Origin of the sequence: Streptomyces sp. NPDC058145, from assembly GCF_042884245.1 — a bacterium.
GTDB lineage: Bacteria > Actinomycetota > Actinomycetes > Streptomycetales > Streptomycetaceae > Streptomyces.
Genome location: NZ_JBHVUH010000007.1, coordinates 74,569 through 93,895 on the forward strand (window position 1 = coordinate 74,569; position 19,327 = coordinate 93,895).

Consider the following 19,327-nt stretch of genomic DNA (forward strand, 5'->3'; position numbering starts at 1 on the left):
CGCGCCGGTGCGCACACCGCTCGCGCGACCGCTCACCGACGCGATCGGACCGTCCGTCGCACAGCGGCGCGCGCCCCCTGTCCCCCGGCGGCGCCCTGCGCTGCCATACGGCCATGACGGCCGGAACCGCAATTCCCCACGGGACGACGACCGCCAAGCACGAGCTCGCCGCACTCCAGCGCGAGCACGGCGGCCCCCTCTTCGCACTGCTGCTGAGGCTGAGCGACGGGGACCGGCAGCGCGCCGAGGACCTCGTACAGGAGACCCTGGTGCGCGCCTGGCAGCATCCGGAGGCCCTGCACGCGGCCGACTTCGACTCGGTGCGGCCCTGGCTGCTGACCGTCGCCCGCAGGCTCGCGATCGACGCGCGGCGGGCCCGCCAGGCGCGGCCGCCGGAGGTCGTCGACGAGGTGCCGGAGAACGCGCGGGTGACCGCCGACCACGCCGAGCGGGCCGCCGCGACGCTGGACGTCCGGGAGGCTGTGAAGACACTCACGCCGGCCCACCGTGACGTGCTGGTACTCGTGTACTTCCGCGGGGCCAGTGTGGCGGAGGCCGCGCGGATCCTCGGCATTCCACCCGGTACCGTGAAATCCCGCGCGTACTACGCGCTGCGCGCCCTGCGCGGGGTCCTTCCGGGTTATGCGGCCGACCTGCGGTGAAACCGACCGCCAGGTCAAACCTCGGTAAAGCGCCTTGCTGAGAACCCCGTTCGGGCCATCAGCTGTCCTCATCCGTGTTTCCGGACGGGGGCCGGGCCCGTAACCGGGCCCGGAGGTTCGGGCGAGGCGCACGCACCGGAGGAAGGCAGGAAGGGATGCCGCACAGAGGTCATGAGAGCACCGACGGCAGCGACGGCGTCGGCGGTGGTGAACTGGCCGTCCCGATGGCCTGGTTGTACGCCGAGTACATCGCCGACGAGCTGCTGCGCACCGGCGATCTGATGCCGCCGACGTCCTTCGAGTTCCGGGCCGGGCGGGACGCCCTGGCGCTGACCGTCTTCCTCTCCGACACCGACGGCGAGCTCTCCGGCATCCGGGTGATCTCGCAGCTGGAGAACTGGCTGTCGCTGACGGCGTACGACCAGCCGTGGCAGGAGTGGGTGGGCATGCGGATGGCCGAGCTGGCCGCCGAGGAGTCCGCGGCCGCCGCGCCCTCACCCGACCTGGCGCTGGCCGCGGAGGCCTGGCGCTGGCTGGCGGAGACCGAGCTGCTCGCGCCCGATCTGGACGCGGTGCCGGGCGGCGCCGCGGTGTCCGGCGAGGACGACGGACCCAAGGTGTGGACCCCCGCCTGGCGGCTCGGACTGCCCCTCGGCCATCTCGCCATCCACCTGTTCTGAGGCCCCGGCACCGCCCTGACCTCTTCGATGGCGGGTTCTCGAGGTTTTCTGAAAATCGCACCAATCCGCGGGGCGGGCCGCTCCGAATCTCTTGGTCACGATTCGGTGTGCGCCTTGAGTGATTCGGTTGTCGGGTGCGTACGGATGGGAGCACGGAGTAACCCCACCCGCACCCATCGGCACGAGGATTCGGCATGAGGTCCCTGGAAAGGCATCGCGACGTCGGCGCGTACGCGCTCGGCGTGCTGGACGAGGCGGAGGCCTTCCGCTTCGAGGACCACCTCATGGAGTGCCCCCGGTGCGCGGCACAGGTGACCGAATTCGGTCCCGCGGCACGGCAGTTGATGCTGTACCGCCGGGCCACGCCGCGCTTCGTGCACCCCATGGCCCAGCCCGGTGCCCGGCTGCTGGACCGGCTCCTGGGCGAACTGACGCTCCGGCACCGCGCCCGGCGCCGCCGCTTCCTGTACGGCCTGGCGGCCTCGGTGGTGCTGGCGGTGGCCGGGCCGGGGGTCGTACTGCACTCCGCACACGGGGATCCGGCCGCCCGGGTGACCGCGGCGACCGATCCGGGCACCGGGGTGTGGGCGCAGGTGACCACGGAGGACGGGGACCTGGGCAGCCGGATGCGGCTGGACGTGAAGGACGGCTCGGGGCCGCACTCCTGCCGGCTCGTGGTCGTCGGCCGCGACGGCTCGGAGCAGACGGTCTCCGGCTGGACGGTGGGCACCCACGACAGCGGGACGACCACGACCATGGCCGGCTCCTCGATGCATCCGGAGCAGATCGCCCGCTACGACGTGCGCACCACGGACGGACAGCCGCTGGTGTCGCTCACGCCCCGCTAGTTCCGCGACCGGAAAGGTTCACCGGCTCGCGACGCCCGGCACACCTTTCCGGCCACGGCACGGACAGCCGTCCCGGCGACGGCCGGCACCCCCCTCGGCGAGTGGACCGCCTCATTTCAGCAGCCGGGAGAGCCTGCGGTCGGCCAGTGGCTTGCCGCCCGTCTGGCAGGTCGGGCAGTACTGGAGCGAGGAGTCGCTGAAGGAGACCTCCCGGATGGTGTCGCCGCAGACCGGGCAGGGCTCACCGGTGCGGCCGTGGACCCGCAGACCGCTCTTCTTCTCCGCCTTCAGCCGTCCCGCGGCAAGGCCGCGCGAGCGCTCGACCGCCTCGGTGAGGGTGCCGCGCAGGGCCACGTGGAGCCGCCCGTTCTCCTCCGGGGTCAGGGACGCGGCGAGCTTGAACGGGGACATCTTCGCGGCGTGCAGGATCTCGTCGCTGTAGGCGTTGCCGACGCCCGCGATCAGGGACTGGTCCCGCAGCGCGCCCTTCAGCCGCCGTCTCTCGTCCTTCAGCAGGGCGGCGAGACGGTCCGCGTCGAAGTCCGCGGCGAGCGGGTCGGGGCCGAGCCGGGCGACGCCCGGGACCTCCTCCGGATCGTGGACCACGTACACCGCGAGACGCTTCTGGGTGCCCGCCTCGGTGAGGTCGAAGCCCTCGCCCGTCTCCAGTGCGACGCGCAGCGCGAGCGGGCCCTTGCCGGGCCGGGGCGGACCGTCGGGCAGCCGGTCCCGCCACTGCAGCCAGCCCGCGCGGGCCAGGTGGGTCACCAGGTGCAGCCCGTCGCCCGTCGCCAGGTCGAGGAACTTGCCGTGCCGCCGCACGGCGGTGACCTCGCTGTTCTCGATCGCGGTGACCGGGGGGTCGTACGTCTTCAGGACGCTGATGGCGACCGGCAGCACCCGCACCACCCGTCGGCCGACCAGGTGCTCGGTGAGGAAGTCCTTCAGCGCTTCTACCTCGGGCAGTTCCGGCATGGTTCCAGAGTGCCATTCGGCACCGACAACGCCTCGCCGGTCACGCGGCCGGCCGCCGCGGCACCTGGAACTCGCTCCACACGGCCTTGCCGCCGCCGCGCGCCTCCACGCCCCACACGTCGGCGAGCCGGTCGACGAGGAGCAGCCCGCGGCCGGAGACGCCGTTCTCCCCCGCGTCGCGGCGGCGCGGCAGAGCACTGGAGGAGTCCTCGACCTCGACCCGCAGCCGCCGGTCACTGCCCTCGAGGACCCGCAGGGTGACGATCGCGGCGCCCTCGGTGTGCATCAGCGCGTTGGTGATCAGTTCGTCGGCCACCAGTTCGATCTCGTCGGCCCGGTCCCGTGCGCCCCAGCCGCGGACGGCGGCGCGGATCAGGTGCCGGGCCTGGGTGAGCGCCTCGGGGTCGCCGGGCGCCACGTGCTGCTGGAACCGGCCGCCGGCCCGCGGGGCCTCCAGGGCGCGGCGGCGCAGCAGGAGCAGGGCCACGTCGTCGTCGCCGCCGCGTTCCTCGGCCGCCGCTATCAGCCGGTTGGCCAGCGCGCGCACGTCCTCGGGACCCTCGGCGATGAGGTCCGTCAGGGTGCGCACGCCGTCGTCGAGATCGGTGCCGGGCTGCTCGACGAGCCCGTCGGTGCACAGCAGCAGGGTGTCGCCGGGATCGAGTTCGAGGGTGGAGACGGGGTACTCCAGCCGGCCGAACTCGGCGGACAGCCCGAGCGGCAGACCGCCCTCGACCGGGACGCGACGACAGGTGCCGTCGGCGTGCCGGACGAGCGGGTCGATGTGCCCGGCGCGGACCACCTGGACGACCCCGGTGGACAGGTCGGCCTCGGCGTACAGGCAGGTGGCGAAGCGGTCGGTGTCGAGTTCGCGCAGGAAGACGGAGGCGCGGGCCATGACGGTGGCCGGGGTGTGGCCCTCGGCGGCGTAGGCGCGCAGCACGATCCGGAGCTGGCCCATCACGGCGGCCGCGTGGGTGTCGTGGCCCTGGACGTCGCCGATGACCGCGCCGACCCGGCCTCCCCCAGGTGGGGTACCCCCAGGCAGCGGGATCAGGTCGTACCAGTCGCCGCCGATGTCCCGGCCCAGGGTGCCGCCGACGGCGGCGGCGCGGTAGCGGACGGCGACGTCGGCGCCGCGCACGCTGGGGATGGTGCGGGGCAGCATGGCCTGCTGCAGGCCCTGGGCGAGGTCCTTCTCCTGCTCGTAGAGCATGGCCCGCTGCAGGCTCTGCGCGATGCTGCTGCCGAGGGCGACGAGTACGTTGCGCTCCTCCGGGGAGAACCCGCGCCGGTCGTCGTAGAGCAGGCCCATCGCGCCGATCGGGCGGGCCTGGGCGATCAGCGGCAGATAGGCGGCCGAGGAGATCCGCAGGTCGGTGATGTGCGGCCACAGCAGCGGGAAGCGTTCGGCGAACTCCTCCGGCGACTCGATGAAGCACGGGCTGAGGGTCCGCACCGCCTCGCTCATCGGATACGGCTCGTCTATACGGGTGACCCGGGTGCCGGGTACGAAGCTGCCCGCGGGGCCCTCGGCGACCAGCCGGATGCGGCCCGCCTCGACCAGCCCGAGGACCAGGCTTCTGGAGCCGAGCAGGGTCAGCCCGTGGGTGTCGGTGACGACGTCGATGACGTCCCGCACGGTGCGGGCGTGGGCGAGGGCGGCGGTGGCGACCTGGACGACGTTGGTCTGCGCGCGCCGCGCGGCGTCCAGGGCGGCGGCGTCCTGGCGGCTCGCGCTCTCGCTGAGCTCCTCGGTGGCGTCCCGGACGATCCCGATGATCCGGCGCGGACGGCCGGTCCCGTCCCGCCGTATGTAGCCCTGGGTGTGGGTCCACCGCAGGCTGCCGTCACGGCGGCGGACACGGAAGTACGCGCCGTAGTTCTCCCGGCCGTCCTTGATGGCCAGGGCCACGAGCGCGTCCAGGCGGTGTGCCTCGGCGGTGGGCACCCGTGCGGAGAGGGTCTCGGGGTGGCCGTCGTACTCGTCGGGGCGCAGGTCGAAGATCTCGTGCGCCTGGGCGTCCATGCTGAACAGACCGGTGTCCAGGTCCCAGTCGAAGCTGCCCATGTTGTTGAGCGCCAGGATCGGGTCCGGGTGGGCGGGCCAGTCCTCCGGGAGAGACAGGGCGCTCGCTCCCCGATCAGCCATGGGCCCACCTTGCCAGCATTCGCCCGATTCTTCGAGTGGGGGTCCGCCTGCCCGTCTCACCCGGCCGTGTTACGCAGGCGGAGGCGTGCGGTACACGGTGTGACGGGCCCTTCCCGCGCCACTGGGCACCCTTGTCGCGGTGGCCACGACCCTGGCAGGAGCGCAGTTGTGGACTGGTTCACCGCACCCGACTACTGGCTGAGCAGGCTGGTCCTTCAGCGGGCCCTGGCCGGTGTGTACCTCGTCGCGTTCCTGGTGGCCGCCCGGCAGTTCCGGGCCCTGCTGGGCGAGCGCGGCATGCTGCCGATCCCCCGCTTCACCGTGCGGGTGCCGTTCAGGCGGGCGCCCAGCGTGTTCCATCTGCACTACTCGGACCGCTTCTTCGCGGCCGTGGCCTGGACGGGCTGCGCGGTGTCGGCGGCCCTGCTCGCCGGGGTGGACTCGGCTCTGCCGCTGTGGGGCGGCATCCTGCTGTGGCTGGTGCCGTGGGCGCTGTACCTGTCGATCGTCAACGTTGGGCAGACCTGGTACTCGTTCGGCTGGGAGTCGCTGCTGCTGGAGACCGGCTTCCTCGCCGCCTTCCTCGGCAACGACGAGGTCGCGCCACCCGTGGTCGTGCTGTTCCTGCTGCGCTGGATCCTGTTCCGGGTCGAGTTCGGGGCCGGGCTGATCAAGCTCCGGGGCGACGCGTGCTGGCGCAAGCTGACCTGTCTGGACTACCACCACGAGACCCAGCCGATGCCGGGTCCGCTGAGCTGGTTCTTCCACCATCTGCCGAAGCCGCTGCACCGCGTGGAGGTGGCCGCCAACCACCTCACCCAGCTCGCGGTGCCCTTCCTGCTCTTCACCCCCCAGCCGGTCGCCTCCGCCGCCGCCGCGCTGATGATCGTCACCCAGCTGTGGCTGGTGCTGTCCGGTAACTTCTCCTGGCTGAACTGGATCACCATCGTCCTGGCGCTGTCCGCGCTGCGGCTGCCGGCGACGGCGCCGTCCGTGCCCCCGGCCCCGCTCTGGTACGAGGTCGTGGTCCTGGCCGTCGCCGCGCTGCTGCTGTTCCTCAGCTACCACCCGGTGGTGAACATGGTCTCCCGGCGCCAGGTCATGAACCGGTCCTTCGACCCGCTGCACCTGGTGAACACCTACGGCGCGTTCGGCAGCGTCAGCCGGGTCCGGTACGAGGTGGTGGTCGAGGGCACGCTGGACGACGTGCCGAGGGAGGACTCGCGGTGGCTGGAGTACGAGTTCAGGGGCAAACCCGGCGATCCACGGCACTGGCCGCGCCTCTTCGCGCCCTACCATCTGCGCCTGGACTGGCTGATGTGGTTCGCCGCGCTGTCCCCGGGCTACGCCGGCGACTGGTTCGGCCCGCTGGTGGAACGGCTGCTGGAGAACGACCGAGACACCCTGCGGCTGCTGCGCCGCTCCCCCTTCCCCCGGGACACCCCGCCCCGGTTCGTCCGGGCCCGCCTCTTCCGCTACCGCTACACCACCTGGCGGGAACTGCGGGCGACCGGGGCGTGCTGGGAGCGGACGTTCGTACGGGAGTACCTGCCGCCCACGCGGCTCGCGGGGGCGGCTCACGGGTCCCAGGGGTGACTCAGAGGCCGTAGACGCGGCGGGCGGTGCCCTCGTACACGCGGGGGCGAGTTCCCGGGTCAGTTCCCGCGCCGTCTCGCACACCCGGGCGTAGCCGGCCGCGAGGCTGCACACCGGCCAGTCGGAGCCGAACATCAGCCGGCCGGGCCCGAAGGCGTCCAGGGCGGCATCGGTGTACGGGCGCAGGTCGTCGGGCGTCCAGTTGACGCAGTTGACGCGGATGCCCTCGCGGACGTGGCACTGTCGGCGACCAGGTCCCGGCAGAGCGAGCCGGGATCCGCGCACATTGCTTCCACCCCGCGGCCGAGGACATGGCCGCGCAGTGCGTCGATGGCGGCGACCTGGACGTCGTTGCCCCGCCCGATGGTGAAGGCGAACCCGTGGCCCTCGTGCCCGTCGGCGGCATCGGTGCGCAGCACGACGTAGGCCGCCGAGTAGTCGGGGTCCGGGTTCATGGCGTCGGAGCCGTCCAGCTCGCGCGAGGTGGGAAATCGGATGTCGTAGGTGTCGACCGCTGAGAGACGCGCGCGGGGGCCTGGGCCACTGAAGTCCTTTCCGTCATGGGGCGGATGTCTCGACATTTATCAGACCACTCCGGCGCCGGAACACCCTCCGGACGCTGTTTCCGTCATCCGCCGCGCATAGTGGTCCGACCACTGTGCTGGCTAGACTGCGACGCACCAGCGACGGGAGATTCGGTGTGGACGAGGCGGCCCCGCAGAAGGGCACGGTGACCCAGCGCGCCATCGAGCGGATCAAGGTGATGATCACCGAGGGCTCGCTGGAGCCGGGCCAGCGGCTGCCCACCGAGCGCGACCTCGCGGCTCGACTGGGCATCTCCCGCAGCTCGATGCGCGAGGCGATCCGCGCGCTGACGGTCATGGGCGTGCTGGAGGCCCGGCACGGCAGCGGAATCTACGTCACCGCGCTGGAGGCCGGCGACCTGCTGGAGACCTTCGGCGTCGTCGCCGACCTGTCCCGCGGGCCGCGGCTGGTGGAGCTGCTGGAGGTGCGCCGGATCCTGGAGTCGGCGGCCACCGCGCTCGCCGCGGCCCGCATCACCGACGATCAACTGGGCTGTTTGGGCGAACACCTGACGGCGATGAACACCACCGACGACCCCGACGAGATGCTCGCCCACGACCTGGCCTTCCATCGCGAGATCGCGACGGCGGCGGGCAACGAAACGATGGCCGCCATCCTGGAGGGCCTGTCCTCCCGCACCTTCCGGGCCCGCGCCCGGCGCGGCTACCAGGAGGAGGGCGCCATCGTCCGCACCCGCCGCGAACACGCCGCCATCCACCGCGCCCTGGCCGCCCGCGACCCGGAGGCGGCCCGCGCGGCGGCGGCCGCGCACGTGGGCGAGGTCAAGGAGTGGCTGCGGGCCGAACTCGGTTCGTGAGCCGGAGCACCGCGGCCGAACCGTCCCCCGGACCAGCGACCCGAGGGCGTGCTCAGCGCCCGCCGAGCCGCGGTGACCCGAGGCGTCCGGTCAGCGCCTGCTCAGCCGCAGCGTCATCAGCTCGAACGGCCGCAGCCGCACGGTGATCCGGTCGCCGTCCCGGTCCGGGGCGGGAGTCTCGGTGGTCGGGCGTTCCAGGAGGTCCGTCGCCGTGACGCCGGTGACCTCGAAGCCGGCGGTGAGGGTGGCGCGGGGCCGCCCTCCGTGGGCCTCGTGGAAGCGGACCACGACATCGCCGCTGCCGTCGTCGGCCAGCTTCACGGCCGTGACCACGACCGCGTCGTCGTCCACCGTGACCAGCGGGGCGACCTCGTGGGCGCCGGTGACGCGCCGCTCCGGCAGGTTGATCCGCCAGCCCTCGCGGACCGCGTCCGCGATCCCGGCGCCGGGGATCAGGGCGTGCCGGAAGCGGTGGACGCCCTGGTCGGTCTCGGGGTCGGGGAAGCGCGGGGCCCGCAGGAGGGAGGCGCGGACCGTGGTCGTCGTACCGCGGTCACCGTCGGTGCGGACCGTGCGGGTCACGTCGTGGCCGTACGTCGAGTCGTTCACCAGCGCCACGCCCCAGCCGGGTTCCTCCAGGTGGACGAAGCGGTGGTTGCAGGCCTCGAACTTGGCTGCCTCCCATGAGGTGTTGGTGTGCGTGGGCCGGTGGGCATGCCCGAACTGGGTCTCGGACGCGTACCGTTCGGCGTGCAGGTCGAGCGGGAAGGCCAGCTTCAGGAACTTCTCCGTCTCGTGCCAGTCGACCTCGGTGTCGATCACCAGCCGTCGCTCCCCCGGCGACAGCGACAGCATCTGCGTGACCCGCGAGGCCCCGAAGGACCGCACGACACGCACCGAGGCGCCGTCCTCGTCCGCCGTCACCGAGTCGGCGTCCGTGAGGTCCGTGACCGTGTTCCGGTAGAACTCGTCGACGTCCCAGGCGTCCCACATGTTCGGGAAGTCGGGATGCAGCTGGAGCAGGTTCGCCGCGCGGCCGGGGGCGACGGTCTCGCGGCCGGCCTCGATGTCGTAGGCGGAGACGACCAGGCCGCGGGCGTCGATCCCGATCCGCAGCAGGCCGTTGTCCAGCACGTGCCCGCCGTCCGGGCGCGGCGCGAGCGTCGTGGTGCCCTCCGGCCGGGCGGTCGCGGCCCCCGCGGCCGGGACGCCGGCACGGGCGTGCGGGGCGGCGTTGAACACCAGGGGCGTCGTCCCCTCGCCCGCCAGCGCGCGCTGCGCGGCCTCGATGATCCCGGTCAGCTCGGCGGCCACCCGCTCGTACGTCGCCCGGGCCTCGCGGTGCACCCAGGCGATGGAGGAGCCCGGGAGGATGTCGTGGAACTGGTGCAGCAGTACCGTCTTCCAGATCCGGTCCAGCTCTTCGTAGGGGTAGGGGGATCCGGTGCGGACCGCCGCGGTGGCCGCCCACAGTTCGGCCTCGCGCAGCAGGTGCTCGCTGCGACGGTTGCCCTGTTTGGTCCTGGCCTGGCTGGTGAGGGTGGCGCGGTGCAGTTCGAGGTAGAGCTCGCCGACCCAGACGGGCGGTTCGGGATACTCGGCCTCGGCCTTCTCGAAGAACGCCCGGGGCGTCTCCCAGACGACGGTCGCGGAGCCCTCCAGGTCGCGCAGCCGGGCCGCCTTGGCGACCATCTCGCGAGTGGTGCCGCCGCCTCCGTCGCCCCAGCCGGTGGGCGCCAGGGAGTGCCGGGCCCTGCCCTTCTCCTTGAAGTTCCGTGCCGCGTGGGCGATCTCGCCGCCCCGCATCGAGCAGTTGTAGGTGTCGACCGGCGGGAAGTGCGTGAAGATCCGGGTGCCGTCGATGCCCTCCCAGTGGAAGGTGTGGTGCGGGAACGTGTTCGTCCGCGACCAGGAGATCTTCTGGGTCAGCAGCCACTTGGACCCGGCCGCCCGGATGATCTGCGGGAGCCCGGCGGCGAAGCCGAAGGTGTCGGGCAGCCAGGCCTCCTCGTTCTCGATGCCGAACTCGTCGAGGAAGAAGCGCTTGCCGTGCACGAACTGCCGGGCCATCGCCTCCGATCCGGGCATGTTGGTGTCCGACTCGACCCACATCCCGCCGGCCGGCACGAACCTCCCCTCCGCCACGGCCTTGCGCACCCGCGCCCACACCTCGGGCCGGTGCTCCTTCACCCACGCCCACTGCTGGGCCTGGGACATGGCGAAGACGAACTCCGGCTCGTCCTCGATCAGCGCGGTCATGTTGGCGGTCGTACGGGCCACCTTGCGCACGGTCTCCCGCAGCGGCCACAGCCACGCCGAGTCGATGTGCGCGTGCCCGACGGCGCTGATCCGGTGGGCGGAGGGGACGGCCGGAGCGGCCAGCACGCCGGCGAGCCGGGCTCGCGCGCGCTCCGCGGTGCCGTTCACGTCCTGGAGGTCGACCAGGTCCAGGGCCCCGTCGACGGCGCGCAGGATGTCGTGCCGGCGTGCGGAGTCCTCCGGCAGCTCGGCCATCAGCTCGCCCAGCACCTCCAGATCCAGCACCAGCCGCCACACGGTCTCGTCGAACACGGCGAGGTCCATGCGGGTGAGCGTGTACTGCGGCTCGTGACCGGCGGTGTCCTTGTCGCCGAGTCGGGTGGGCCGGAAGGGGTGGTAATCGAGGATGACCGGGTTGGAGGCGGCCTCGATGTGCAGGCACACCTCCTCCCCGCCCTCCACGGGAGCCCCGATCCGCACCCACTGGTTGCGCGGGTTGAGGCCCTTCACCGGGGTGCCGTCGGGCCGGTAGACCAGGCCCTCGCACTGGAAGCCGGGCATGTTCTCGTCGAAGCCGAGGTCGAGCAGGGCCTCGACGGTCCGGCCCGCCCAGTCCTCGGGGACGGTCCCGGTCACCCGGAACCAGCTGGTGCCCCAGGGCGCACCCCACCGGGCACCCACCTCGATCGGCTCGGGCTCGGCCGCGAGCCCCTCCGCGACCGGCACGGGCTCGCCGGGCGCGTGCCGGACGGCGACCCGCAGCGGCACGGACTCGGGGTACACGGCGGGGCGGACGCGTTCGTCGAGGACGCGCCGGAGACGGGCTTCGACCAGGCTGCGGTCGTCATGCATGCGGGGTGCTCCCTGCTGGGTTCCGGGTGAGGGACACGGGCGGGTTACCAGGAGTGGGTGACGGTGACGGGTGCCGAGGCGTGGTACAGCTCCCCCACCGCCCGCAGTTCGAATCGCGCGGCCGTCTCGCCCGGTGCGGGTCGCAGGCCGGTGACGAAATGGGCGCGCTGGCAGGTGCCGCCGAGGAAGCGGCGGGTGCCGTCGGGCAGGAGACGGTGCAGTTCGTAGTGGCGGACCGGGACCCGGTGGGGCGCGGCGTTCCAGGCGAGGCGCAGGTCGCCTCCGGTGGCGGCGGTGATCCGCAGACCGGCGGGTGCGGCAGGGGCCTCGACGGTGTCGCGTACGGCGATGCGGCCGAGCCGCCAGCGCACGGGGCCGCCGCCGGGTGCGGTCAGGCGCACTCCGAGGGCGTGGATCGTGCCGGACAGCCCGGTGAGCCGCACGGTCGCGGTCTGCCAGGTGTCGACCGGGTTGACGGGGTTGGCCGGGTTGACGGGGTTGACCCGGTTCACAGGATGCACCGGGTTCACAGGCAGGTAGGTGTACGGCGGTGACGCACCGGGGCCACCCGGTTCCGCCGTGGCGACGGCCAGCTCGACGTTCACACCTCCAGCGTCGGCCCGGTGCGTCAGCTCGACAACCGTGCAGGCGGTGATCGGCAGCCGGGTCGCGTACAGGTCCAGCACCGCGGGCTCGTCGAGCTCGCCCGCCACCAGCACGCTGCTGCCGCCCCGCCACGCGTCGCCGAAGTCGAGGAAGACGTCCGGGCGCCGCCCCGCCGTCCGCACCACCCACCGCCGCGACGGCAGCCGGTCCTGAAGGCCGAGGTGGTTCCAGGGCGCGTCCGAGGTGACGGCACCCTCCTCGTACCAGCGCAGCCCGTGCCCGGTGTTGAACACGCTCGCGAACGGCACCGAGGTCACCGTCGACCGGTCCGCCACCGACACGGCCGGCGCCCGCCAGGGATCGGTGCCGTCCGGCCGCGCGGGGTCCAGTGACCGCCCGGTCCAGAACCGGTCGTCGGCCGCGTGGAAGTCCTCGGGGGCCCGCCGGTCGGCGGGCAGGTGGTTGCGGGTCCACTCGGGCCGGTAGAGGCCGATCGAGGTGATGTGCGCCTTCTTCGTCGGCACGATCGCGTCCCAGTCCACCGACGAGTCCGACCCGTTCGACTCGACGTCGACGCCGGCCCACAACCCGTACGGATCGCGCCTCAGTCGCCCGGCCCGGGTGGCCGAGGCGGCGAGACCGCCCGCGCTCCACCGGAAGTCGACGAACATGGCGTGGGCGGCCTGGAAGAAGGCCTGGTTCCGGTCGTTCAGGGCGCCCTGCCAGCTGACCGTCCCGTCCACGGTCATCGCGTCGTACCAGGTCACCCGCTGCCCCTTCGCCGCCGCGAGCGCCTTCAACTCGGTCACGAAGTCCAGCATCGCGGTGCCGAGGGCGGTGTTCCCGCCGCCCGTCTCGGCGTTCAGGAACCAGCCGTCGAAGCCGTACGCGGCCGCCACCGCGACGAGTTGCGCGGCGAGCGGATGACGCCCCGAGGCGTCCTTCTGGATCAGGTCACGGGTCCACCGGAGCTGCCCGCCGTAGGCGGTGGGCGGCAGGAAGACGTTGCCGAGGACGGGCACGCCGTGCCGGTGGGCGGCGTCCACGATCGGCGCGTTCGGCGCCAGGATCAGCCCCTCCCCCGCCGAGCCGCCCCAGAACACCAGCTCGTCCAGGTAGGCCCAGTGGGTGAGGGCGTAGTGGTCGGCGGTGGGCGAGCCCTGGGAGGGGTTGGCGGAGGTGGGCCCGAAGGAGACCAGGGCCTGGACGCGGGCCTGGCCGGAGCGGGCGGTGGTGTTGGCCGGGGTCGGCGTGAACCGGGCGGCGAGCGGCACGGACGCCGCGTTGAAGGCGAGGTCGGGGTCGTCGGCGGCGCGCCAGGCCTTCAGGCTGCGCCAGGTGACGCCGGTGCCCGGGCTGCCGGAGGGCAGGGAGTCCGGGTACCAGTAGGAGGCGTACGGTGCGGTGGCGGCCCTGGTTCCCGGGGCGGCCAGGGCGGGGGCGGCCGGGAGCACGGCCGCGGCGGCGCCGGCGATCAGGACGGTGCGTCTGGTGGGGTGCACGAGCAAGTGCCTCCTTGTGGGATGGGGAGTACCTGGTCGGGAGTGACGACTTCGGTGATGCCGCGCGCGGCGAGGTGTTCCTTGTCGTCCGCGCGGGTGTCGAGGACGGTGGTGGGGCGGGCCCCGTCGGCGACGAGCCGGAAGAAGGCGTCGAAGACGGGTCCGCCGGGTGCGCATCGGGAGCGGCGGTCCGGGTCGGCGGGTACGACGAGGGCCGTGGTGCGCGCCGCCGGGTGGGTGCGGGGCCGGCGGGCGGCCTCGGCCAGCACGCGGGCGATGTCCTTGGGCCTGCGGTCGTTGGTGAACAGGCCGAGCCCGTATTCGAGTTCGGGGAAGTCGGCGAGGTCGCGCGAGACGTCGTACGAGCACCACCAGGTGATGCCCCACAGGTCCGGGCAGTCCAGCGCGCCGGCCACGGTGGCCTCGGCGAAGGCGGCGGCGTGCTCGGCGGGCACCAGGGGCGCCGGCGCCCCGACCTCCTGCAGCCAGACCGGCCGGTGCGGCTCCTCGGCCCAGGCCTTGCTCAGCTCGACCAGGTAGGCGGCGTGGTGCTCGGCGGGTACGGAGGTGCGGCCGTGGCGCTGCGCGGTGCCGTTGAACACCCAGGAGTGGACGGCGGTGACGGCTCCGAGCCGGGCCGAGTGCCCGGGCGTGAAGGGCTGGTCGTCCTGGTACCAGGCGGCGTCGTACGAGGCGTGCAGATGGAGCCGGTCGGGGGCGCCCTCGGCGCAGGCGGCGAGCAGCGTGCTCAGCCACCGTTCGGCCTCCTGCGCCGTGATCCGGTCGGGGTCGGGGTGGGGTCCGGCGGCGAACTGGTTGACCTCGTTGCCGATCGTCATGCCGATGAAGTTGGGCCGGCCGGCCAGGGCGGTGGCCAGGGTGCGCAGGTAGTCGGCCTGGCCTTCGACCACGTCCGGGTCGGTGAAGAGGTTGCGCCGGTGCCAGGTGCGGGTCCAGGCGGGCAGGAAGTCGAAGCTGCTCAAGTGGCCCTGCAGACCGTCCACGTTGACGTCCAGGCCGCGTTCGGCGGCCGCGTCGGCGAGCGCCACCAGTTGCGCCACGGCGCGGGGGCGGATCAGGGTGCGGTTGGGCTGGAAGTAGGGCCACAGCGGGAAGACGCGGATGTGGTCGAGGCCGAGGGCCGCGATCGCGTCCAGGTCGGCACGCACGGCGTCCAGGTCGAAGTCGAGCCAGTGGTGGAACCATCCTTCGCTCGGGGTGTAGTTGACGCCGAAGCGCACGGCAGGGGGCATACGGTGTCCTTGCGGTGGGGTACGGGGCGGCGGTCCTTCGGCGGTGTGGTCAGCCTTTGACGGCGCCCTCGCCGACCCCGCGGAAGAAGTACCGCTGCAGGCAGGCGAAGAGGGCGATGAGCGGGGCCACGGCGATGACGGTGCCGGCGGCGACCAGCCGTTCGTCGTTCGCGAAGGTGCCGTGCAGGTAGTTGAGGCCGATGGTCAGGGTGAACCTGTCGGGGTCGCTGAGCACGACGAGCGGCCACAGGAAGTCGTCCCAGGCGCCCATGAAGGCGAAGATCGCGACGACGGCGAGGGTGCCCTTCACCGCCGGCAGCGCGATGCGACAGAACCGCTGCCAGACGTTGGCGCCGTCGACGTAGGCGGCCTCCTCGATCTCGTACGGCAGGTTGCGGAAGGCGTTGCGCATCAGCAGTACGTTCATCGCCGCGACCGCCCCGGGCAGCACGACGCCGATGAGCGTGTTGTTCAGGCCGAGTTCCCGCATGGTGGTGAACTGGGCGATGATGATGCCCTCCACGGGCACCAGCATCGCCAGCACGAAGACCAGGGTCGCCGCCTTCCGGCCGCGGTAGCGCAGGCGGGCCAGGGCGTATCCGGCGAGTGCCGAACCGGCGCAGTTGGTGACGACGCTCGCGGCGGCGACCTTGAGCGAGTTGAGGGCGTAGTCCCAGACGGGGATGGTGTGGGCGACCCGCGTGTAGTTGTGCAGGGTGGGATGGCCGGGCAGGAACTTCGGCGGTGAGCTGAAGATGTCCTCGGTGGGGCCTTTGAGGGACGTGGACAGCTGCCACAGGAAGGGTCCGACGGTGAGGGCGAGGACGGCGAGCAGCAGCGCGTAGCGCAGGACCAGCTCGGCGGGCCGTACCCGGCGGCCGTGCTCGTCGGTGACCCGGGGTGCCCGGGTGACGGCCGGGCGGGCCGTGGCCGTGCGGGCCGTGCGGGGCGTGCGCGCCGCCTTCTCCAGGACGCTCATGTCTCCTCCCTCCGGTCGGCGCGCAGCACGAGGAGCATCAACGCGACGGTGACGGCGAACACCACGACGGAGAGGGCGGAGGCGTAGCCGACCCGGCCGGTCAGCCCGGTGCCGGTGCGCTGGACGAGCATGACGAGGGTGGTGTCCTCGCCGGCCGGGCCGCCGCTGGGGCCGGCCATCAGGTACACCTCGGAGAACACCTTGAACGCGGCGACAGAGGAGAGCGCGGCGACCAGCACCATGGTGGAACGCACGGCGGGCACCGTGACTTCGAGGAAGCGGCGGACCGGTCCCGCGCCGTCCACGGCGGCGGCCTCGTGCAGTTCGCGCGGGACGTTGGCGAGCGCCGCCAGGTAAATGACCATGTAGTAGCCGAGGCCCTTCCACACCGTCACCGCCATGGCGCTGAGCAGGAGCAGCCACTGGTCGCTGAGGAAGCCGACCCGCCCGATGCCGACGGTCTCCAGCAGGGAGTTCACCAGGCCGCGTTCGTCCAGCAGCCACACCCAGATCAGCCCGACGACCACGATGGAGGCGACCACCGGGGTGTAGAAGGCGGACCGGAAGAAGGTGATGCCGGGGATGTTGCGCTGCACCAGCAGCGCGAGCAGCAGCGGCAGGACCACCAGGGCGGGTACGACTCCGACGATGTACAGGAAGCTGTTGCGCAGGCCGGTCCAGAACATGTCGTCGTGGAGGAGCTCGCGGAAGTTGGCGAGGCCCACGAAGCGCCCGGGGATCAGGGTGCGCCGGTCGGTGAAGGAGTTCACGACGGTCGACACGAACGGGTAGAGCACGAAGGCCCCGGCGATCAGCAGCCCGGGGGCGGCGAACAGCCAGGGGCTGCTGGGCAGTTGCCGCCGTATCCGGGAGGTGGTGGTGGGTGCGGCCATGCTGCTCAGCCCTGCTGCTTCAGAAGCTGGTCGCAGGCCATGACAGCGTTGTCGAGAGCCGCCTCGGGGCTCTCCTTGCCCTGCAGCGCCTTGGCGACCTCGTTGCGCAGCGCGGTCTTCATCTGCTCGCTGAACAGCACCGGCGTGTAGTTGACGGCGTTCTTCAGCGACTTGGCGGCGGCGACGCGCACCCGGGTCTCGTCGGTGCCGTCCTCCTTGGTGAAGTACGGGTCGTCGAGGGAGCCGGCGGTGCTCGGGAAAATGGCGACCTTCTTGGCGAAGGACATCTGGTTGCGCGCGTCGGTGACGAAGTGCGCGAAGGCGACCGCGGCCGGGGTGTGCTTCGTACGGGAGTTGACCATCACGCCCATCACGTACATGTTGGCGTGCCCGGTGCTGGTGATCTGGTCGGTGATCCCGATGTTCTTGTAGAGGCCGGGCGCCTGCTTCTTGAAGTTGCCGAGGTCCAGGGCGCTGCCGGGGTTCATGGCGACCGCCTGGGTGAGGAACTTCTTCCCGGAGGACTCCGGGGTGGCGGTCAGCGCCTGCGGGTCGAGCGCCTTGGCGTCGTAGAGCCGCTTGTACTCGGTGAGCAGTTCGACCCCCCTGGCGTCGTCGAAGGCGAAGCCGGTCCCCTCCCTGTTCATCAGCGGCACGCCGTACCGGCCGAAGTCCTCGATGGTGGGCACGTTGGCGAGGGTGGCGACCTTGCCGTCGGTCTTCTCGGCGATCCGCCGGGCGTCGGTGAAGAGGTCGTCGTACGTCTTCGGCGGTGCGCTGGGGTCGAGTCCGGCCTTACTGAACAGGGCCTTGTTGTAGAAGAGCGGCCCGGTGTTCAGGTACCAGGGGAAGGCGTACGTTCCGTCGAGGCCCGGCACCCGGTGGCCGGCCCAGGCCGCGGGCAGGTACTCGGACTCGTACTTGCCCGCGGACTTGTCGAGGTCGAGGGCGAGACCGGCCTTGGCGAGCGGGGCGACCAGGTCCGGGGAGACGTTGACGACGTCGGGCAGGGTGCCGCCGGCGGCGTCGGCGCTGATCTTGTCGGCGTAGCCCTCGGCGGGCTGGTCGATCCACTTCACATGGGTACCGGGATGCTTCTTCTCGAAGTCCGCGATCAGGCCGTCGAAGTACTGCTTGAAGTTGGCGCGCAGGTTCCAGGTCTGGAAGGTGATGTCGCCCTCGACCTTGCCCGATGCGTCGGTCGAGCCGCCCTCGTCCCCGCCCGAGCCGCAGGCACTCAGCGGCAGGAGGAGGGCGACGGCGGCGGCGGCGAAGGTTCTGCGGGAGATGCGCACGGCGGCTGGGCTCCTTTGCAGGGGGGATGTGGCAGAAGGTGCCGGGCCAGACTGTGCACAACGTTTGTGGGACGCGTCAATGGATTCGACTCCGCTAAAGTCATTAGTGACTTAAAACCCCTGTTCAGAGCGGCGCTTGCAACCTATTGCCGCCGATCACTAATGCGCTTTAGGGTAAGCGGACTCAAGCGCATTAGTAGTTGGCCGGGACCGGGCCGTCGAGGGAAGGGGCGCAGCCTTGCCGGAGAAGCGATCACCCGCGCGCCGGCCGACGATGAAGGACATCGCGCGCCGCGCCGGAGTCTCCGAGAGCGCCGTCTCGTTCGCGCTCAACGGCCGCCCCGGGGTCTCGGAGACCACCCGCGCCCGGGTTGGCCGGGTCGCCGAGCAACTGGGCTGGCGTCCCAGCACGGCGGCCCGCGCCCTGACCGGCGAGGGGGTGGCCACGGTCGGTTTCGTGCTGGCCAGGCCGGCGGACACGCTGGGCGTCGACTCCTTCTTCCTGCACCTCGTCTCCGGCATCCAGGAGGTGCTGGCCGAGCGTCACCTGGGCCTGCTCTTCCAGGTGGCCCCGGACGTGGCCGACGAGTGCGCGGCGTACCGGCGCTGGTGGGCGGAGCACCGGGTGGACGGCGTCCTGGTGGTCGACCCGCGGGCCGAGGACCCGCGCCCCGATCTTCTGGACGAACTCGGCCTGCCCGCCGTGGTCATCGGCGGCGCGCCCGACGTACGGCACCCCGGCCTGTCCACGGTCTGGGCGGACGACGCCGGCGCGATGGCGTCGGTGGTGGAGGAGCTGGCGGCGCTCGGGCACCGCCGGATCGTGCACATCGCGGGGCTGCCCGGCCTGGCGCACACCCAGCGCCGGATCGCGACCCTGCGCGCGGAGGCGGAGCGCCGTGGCCTCACCGGGGTCCGCTCGGTGACCACCGACTACTCCGACGCGGAGGGCGCCGCGGTGACCCGCCGGGTCCTCGGCGGTTCACCGCCCCCGACCGCGCTGATCTACGACAACGACGTGATGGCCGTGGCGGGTCTGGCCGCGGCGGCCGAACTGGGCTTCCGTGTCCCGCGGGACGTGTCGGTGGTGTCGTGGGAGGACTCGGCCCTGTGCCGCATGGTCACGCCGCGGCTGTCCGCCCTGTCCCGCGACAGCGCCGAGTTCGGCCGGACCGCCGCACGGGAGCTGATGGCACTGCTGGACGGCGAGCCGGCGCGGTCGGTGGGGGTGCCGGTGCCCCGGCTCACCGGACGCGGCAGTACGGGGGCGGCGTCCGCCTCCCGCCCCGCCTCGACTCCCGACTCGTCTCCTGTACCGACGACTTGAGACGGCGAGGCAGGATCAGGGGGCGGCCGGCGGCTGCCGCCGGTGT

General features: G+C 72.3%; 14 protein-coding genes and 2 pseudogenes. 6 read left to right on the plus strand and 10 right to left on the minus strand.

From position 1 onward, the window contains the following. The first annotated feature begins 113 nt into the window (after positions 1–113). The 3 genes from ACFVVO_RS17205 to ACFVVO_RS17215 all read left to right on the plus strand — a co-directional run bounded on the left by ACFVVO_RS17205 (position 114) and on the right by ACFVVO_RS17215 (position 2,190). A complete protein-coding gene (locus ACFVVO_RS17205) occupies positions 114–662 on the plus strand; it encodes a sigma-70 family RNA polymerase sigma factor (RefSeq protein ID WP_390055711.1) in 549 nt (182 codons plus the stop codon). Positions 663–817: 155 nt separating this feature from the next. Then, positions 818–1,342, plus strand: a complete 525-nt coding sequence (locus ACFVVO_RS17210) for a hypothetical protein (protein ID WP_390055712.1) — start codon at positions 818–820, stop codon at positions 1,340–1,342. Positions 1,343–1,536: 194 nt separating this feature from the next. Then, complete coding sequence (locus tag ACFVVO_RS17215; protein ID WP_390055713.1) at positions 1,537–2,190, plus strand: zf-HC2 domain-containing protein; 654 nt, start codon at positions 1,537–1,539, stop codon at positions 2,188–2,190. 111 nt (positions 2,191–2,301) lie between these two features. On the opposite strand, the gene ACFVVO_RS17220 is transcribed toward ACFVVO_RS17215, so the two are convergent. Both ACFVVO_RS17220 and ACFVVO_RS17225 read right to left on the minus strand, forming a co-directional pair. Next, positions 2,302–3,165, minus strand: coding sequence for an Fpg/Nei family DNA glycosylase (locus tag ACFVVO_RS17220; RefSeq protein WP_390055715.1), 864 nt, complete (start codon positions 3,163–3,165; stop codon positions 2,302–2,304). A gap of 40 nt (positions 3,166–3,205) precedes the next feature. Further along, positions 3,206–5,317, minus strand: coding sequence for a SpoIIE family protein phosphatase (locus ACFVVO_RS17225; RefSeq protein ID WP_390055717.1), 2,112 nt, complete (start codon positions 5,315–5,317; stop codon positions 3,206–3,208). A gap of 168 nt (positions 5,318–5,485) precedes the next feature. Here ACFVVO_RS17225 and ACFVVO_RS17230 point away from each other — a divergent pair, with 168 nt between their 5' ends. Further along, on the plus strand, positions 5,486–6,913 hold the full coding sequence (locus ACFVVO_RS17230; protein ID WP_390055719.1) for a lipase maturation factor family protein: 1,428 nt from the start codon (positions 5,486–5,488) through the stop codon (positions 6,911–6,913). Positions 6,914–7,015: 102 nt separating this feature from the next. Here ACFVVO_RS17230 and ACFVVO_RS17235 read toward each other — a convergent pair. Together ACFVVO_RS17235 and ACFVVO_RS17240 are read right to left on the minus strand one after the other, a co-directional pair. Continuing rightward, positions 7,016–7,198 (minus strand): annotated as a pseudogene (locus ACFVVO_RS17235) (amidohydrolase family protein); the annotation flags it as partial. Beyond that, a pseudogene (locus ACFVVO_RS17240) lies at positions 7,153–7,494 on the minus strand (hypothetical protein); the annotation flags it as partial. The pseudogenes ACFVVO_RS17235 and ACFVVO_RS17240, both read right to left, overlap by 46 nt. A 119-nt stretch (positions 7,495–7,613) precedes the next feature. On the opposite strand from ACFVVO_RS17240, the gene ACFVVO_RS17245 reads away from it, so the two are divergent. After that, entirely contained in the window at positions 7,614–8,315 is a 702-nt protein-coding gene (locus tag ACFVVO_RS17245; protein WP_390055720.1) for a FadR/GntR family transcriptional regulator, read from the plus strand. 90 nt (positions 8,316–8,405) lie between these two features. Here the strand turns inward: ACFVVO_RS17245 and ACFVVO_RS17250 are convergent, their stop codons facing one another. From ACFVVO_RS17250 to ACFVVO_RS17275, 6 genes are read right to left on the minus strand one after another with little or no spacing between them, the layout of a single operon-like run. Continuing rightward, on the minus strand, positions 8,406–11,426 hold the full coding sequence (locus ACFVVO_RS17250) for an alpha-mannosidase (RefSeq protein WP_390055722.1): 3,021 nt from the start codon (positions 11,424–11,426) through the stop codon (positions 8,406–8,408). A 44-nt stretch (positions 11,427–11,470) separates the two neighbouring features. After that, a complete protein-coding gene (locus ACFVVO_RS17255; RefSeq protein ID WP_390055724.1) occupies positions 11,471–13,534 on the minus strand; it encodes an endo-beta-N-acetylglucosaminidase in 2,064 nt (687 codons plus the stop codon). Beyond that, a complete protein-coding gene (locus ACFVVO_RS17260; RefSeq protein ID WP_390055725.1) occupies positions 13,507–14,787 on the minus strand; it encodes a glycosyl hydrolase in 1,281 nt (426 codons plus the stop codon). The genes ACFVVO_RS17255 and ACFVVO_RS17260 overlap by 28 nt, the downstream gene beginning before the upstream one ends. A 49-nt stretch (positions 14,788–14,836) precedes the next feature. After that, positions 14,837–15,766, minus strand: a complete 930-nt coding sequence (locus ACFVVO_RS17265) for a carbohydrate ABC transporter permease (RefSeq protein WP_390055727.1) — start codon at positions 15,764–15,766, stop codon at positions 14,837–14,839. After that, positions 15,763–16,659 (minus strand): carbohydrate ABC transporter permease, encoded by an 897-nt coding sequence (locus ACFVVO_RS17270; RefSeq protein WP_390055729.1) that lies wholly within the window; start codon positions 16,657–16,659, stop codon positions 15,763–15,765. The genes ACFVVO_RS17265 and ACFVVO_RS17270 overlap by 4 nt, the downstream gene beginning before the upstream one ends. Before the next feature lie 5 nt (positions 16,660–16,664). After that, on the minus strand, positions 16,665–17,954 hold the full coding sequence (locus ACFVVO_RS17275; RefSeq protein ID WP_390055731.1) for an ABC transporter substrate-binding protein: 1,290 nt from the start codon (positions 17,952–17,954) through the stop codon (positions 16,665–16,667). Between the two features lie 238 nt (positions 17,955–18,192). On the opposite strand from ACFVVO_RS17275, the gene ACFVVO_RS17280 reads away from it, so the two are divergent. Beyond that, complete coding sequence (locus ACFVVO_RS17280) at positions 18,193–19,281, plus strand: LacI family DNA-binding transcriptional regulator (RefSeq protein WP_390055733.1); 1,089 nt, start codon at positions 18,193–18,195, stop codon at positions 19,279–19,281. The last annotated feature ends 46 nt before the right edge of the window (positions 19,282–19,327 follow it).

Bases quoted from the DNA above. Each gene is read 5' to 3' on its own strand.
- ACFVVO_RS17205 (WP_390055711.1), top strand. From the start codon at position 114: ATGACGGCCGGAACCGCAATTCCCCACGGGACGACGACCGCCAAGCAC.
- ACFVVO_RS17210 (WP_390055712.1), top strand. From the start codon at position 818: ATGCCGCACAGAGGTCATGAGAGCACCGACGGCAGCGACGGCGTCGGC.
- ACFVVO_RS17215 (WP_390055713.1), top strand. From the start codon at position 1,537: ATGAGGTCCCTGGAAAGGCATCGCGACGTCGGCGCGTACGCGCTCGGC.
- ACFVVO_RS17220 (WP_390055715.1), bottom strand. From the start codon at position 3,165: ATGCCGGAACTGCCCGAGGTAGAAGCGCTGAAGGACTTCCTCACCGAG.
- ACFVVO_RS17225 (WP_390055717.1), bottom strand. From the start codon at position 5,317: ATGGCTGATCGGGGAGCGAGCGCCCTGTCTCTCCCGGAGGACTGGCCC.
- ACFVVO_RS17250 (WP_390055722.1), bottom strand. From the start codon at position 11,426: ATGCATGACGACCGCAGCCTGGTCGAAGCCCGTCTCCGGCGCGTCCTC.
- ACFVVO_RS17260 (WP_390055725.1), bottom strand. From the start codon at position 14,787: ATGCCCCCTGCCGTGCGCTTCGGCGTCAACTACACCCCGAGCGAAGGA.
- ACFVVO_RS17265 (WP_390055727.1), bottom strand. From the start codon at position 15,766: ATGAGCGTCCTGGAGAAGGCGGCGCGCACGCCCCGCACGGCCCGCACG.
- ACFVVO_RS17270 (WP_390055729.1), bottom strand. From the start codon at position 16,659: ATGGCCGCACCCACCACCACCTCCCGGATACGGCGGCAACTGCCCAGC.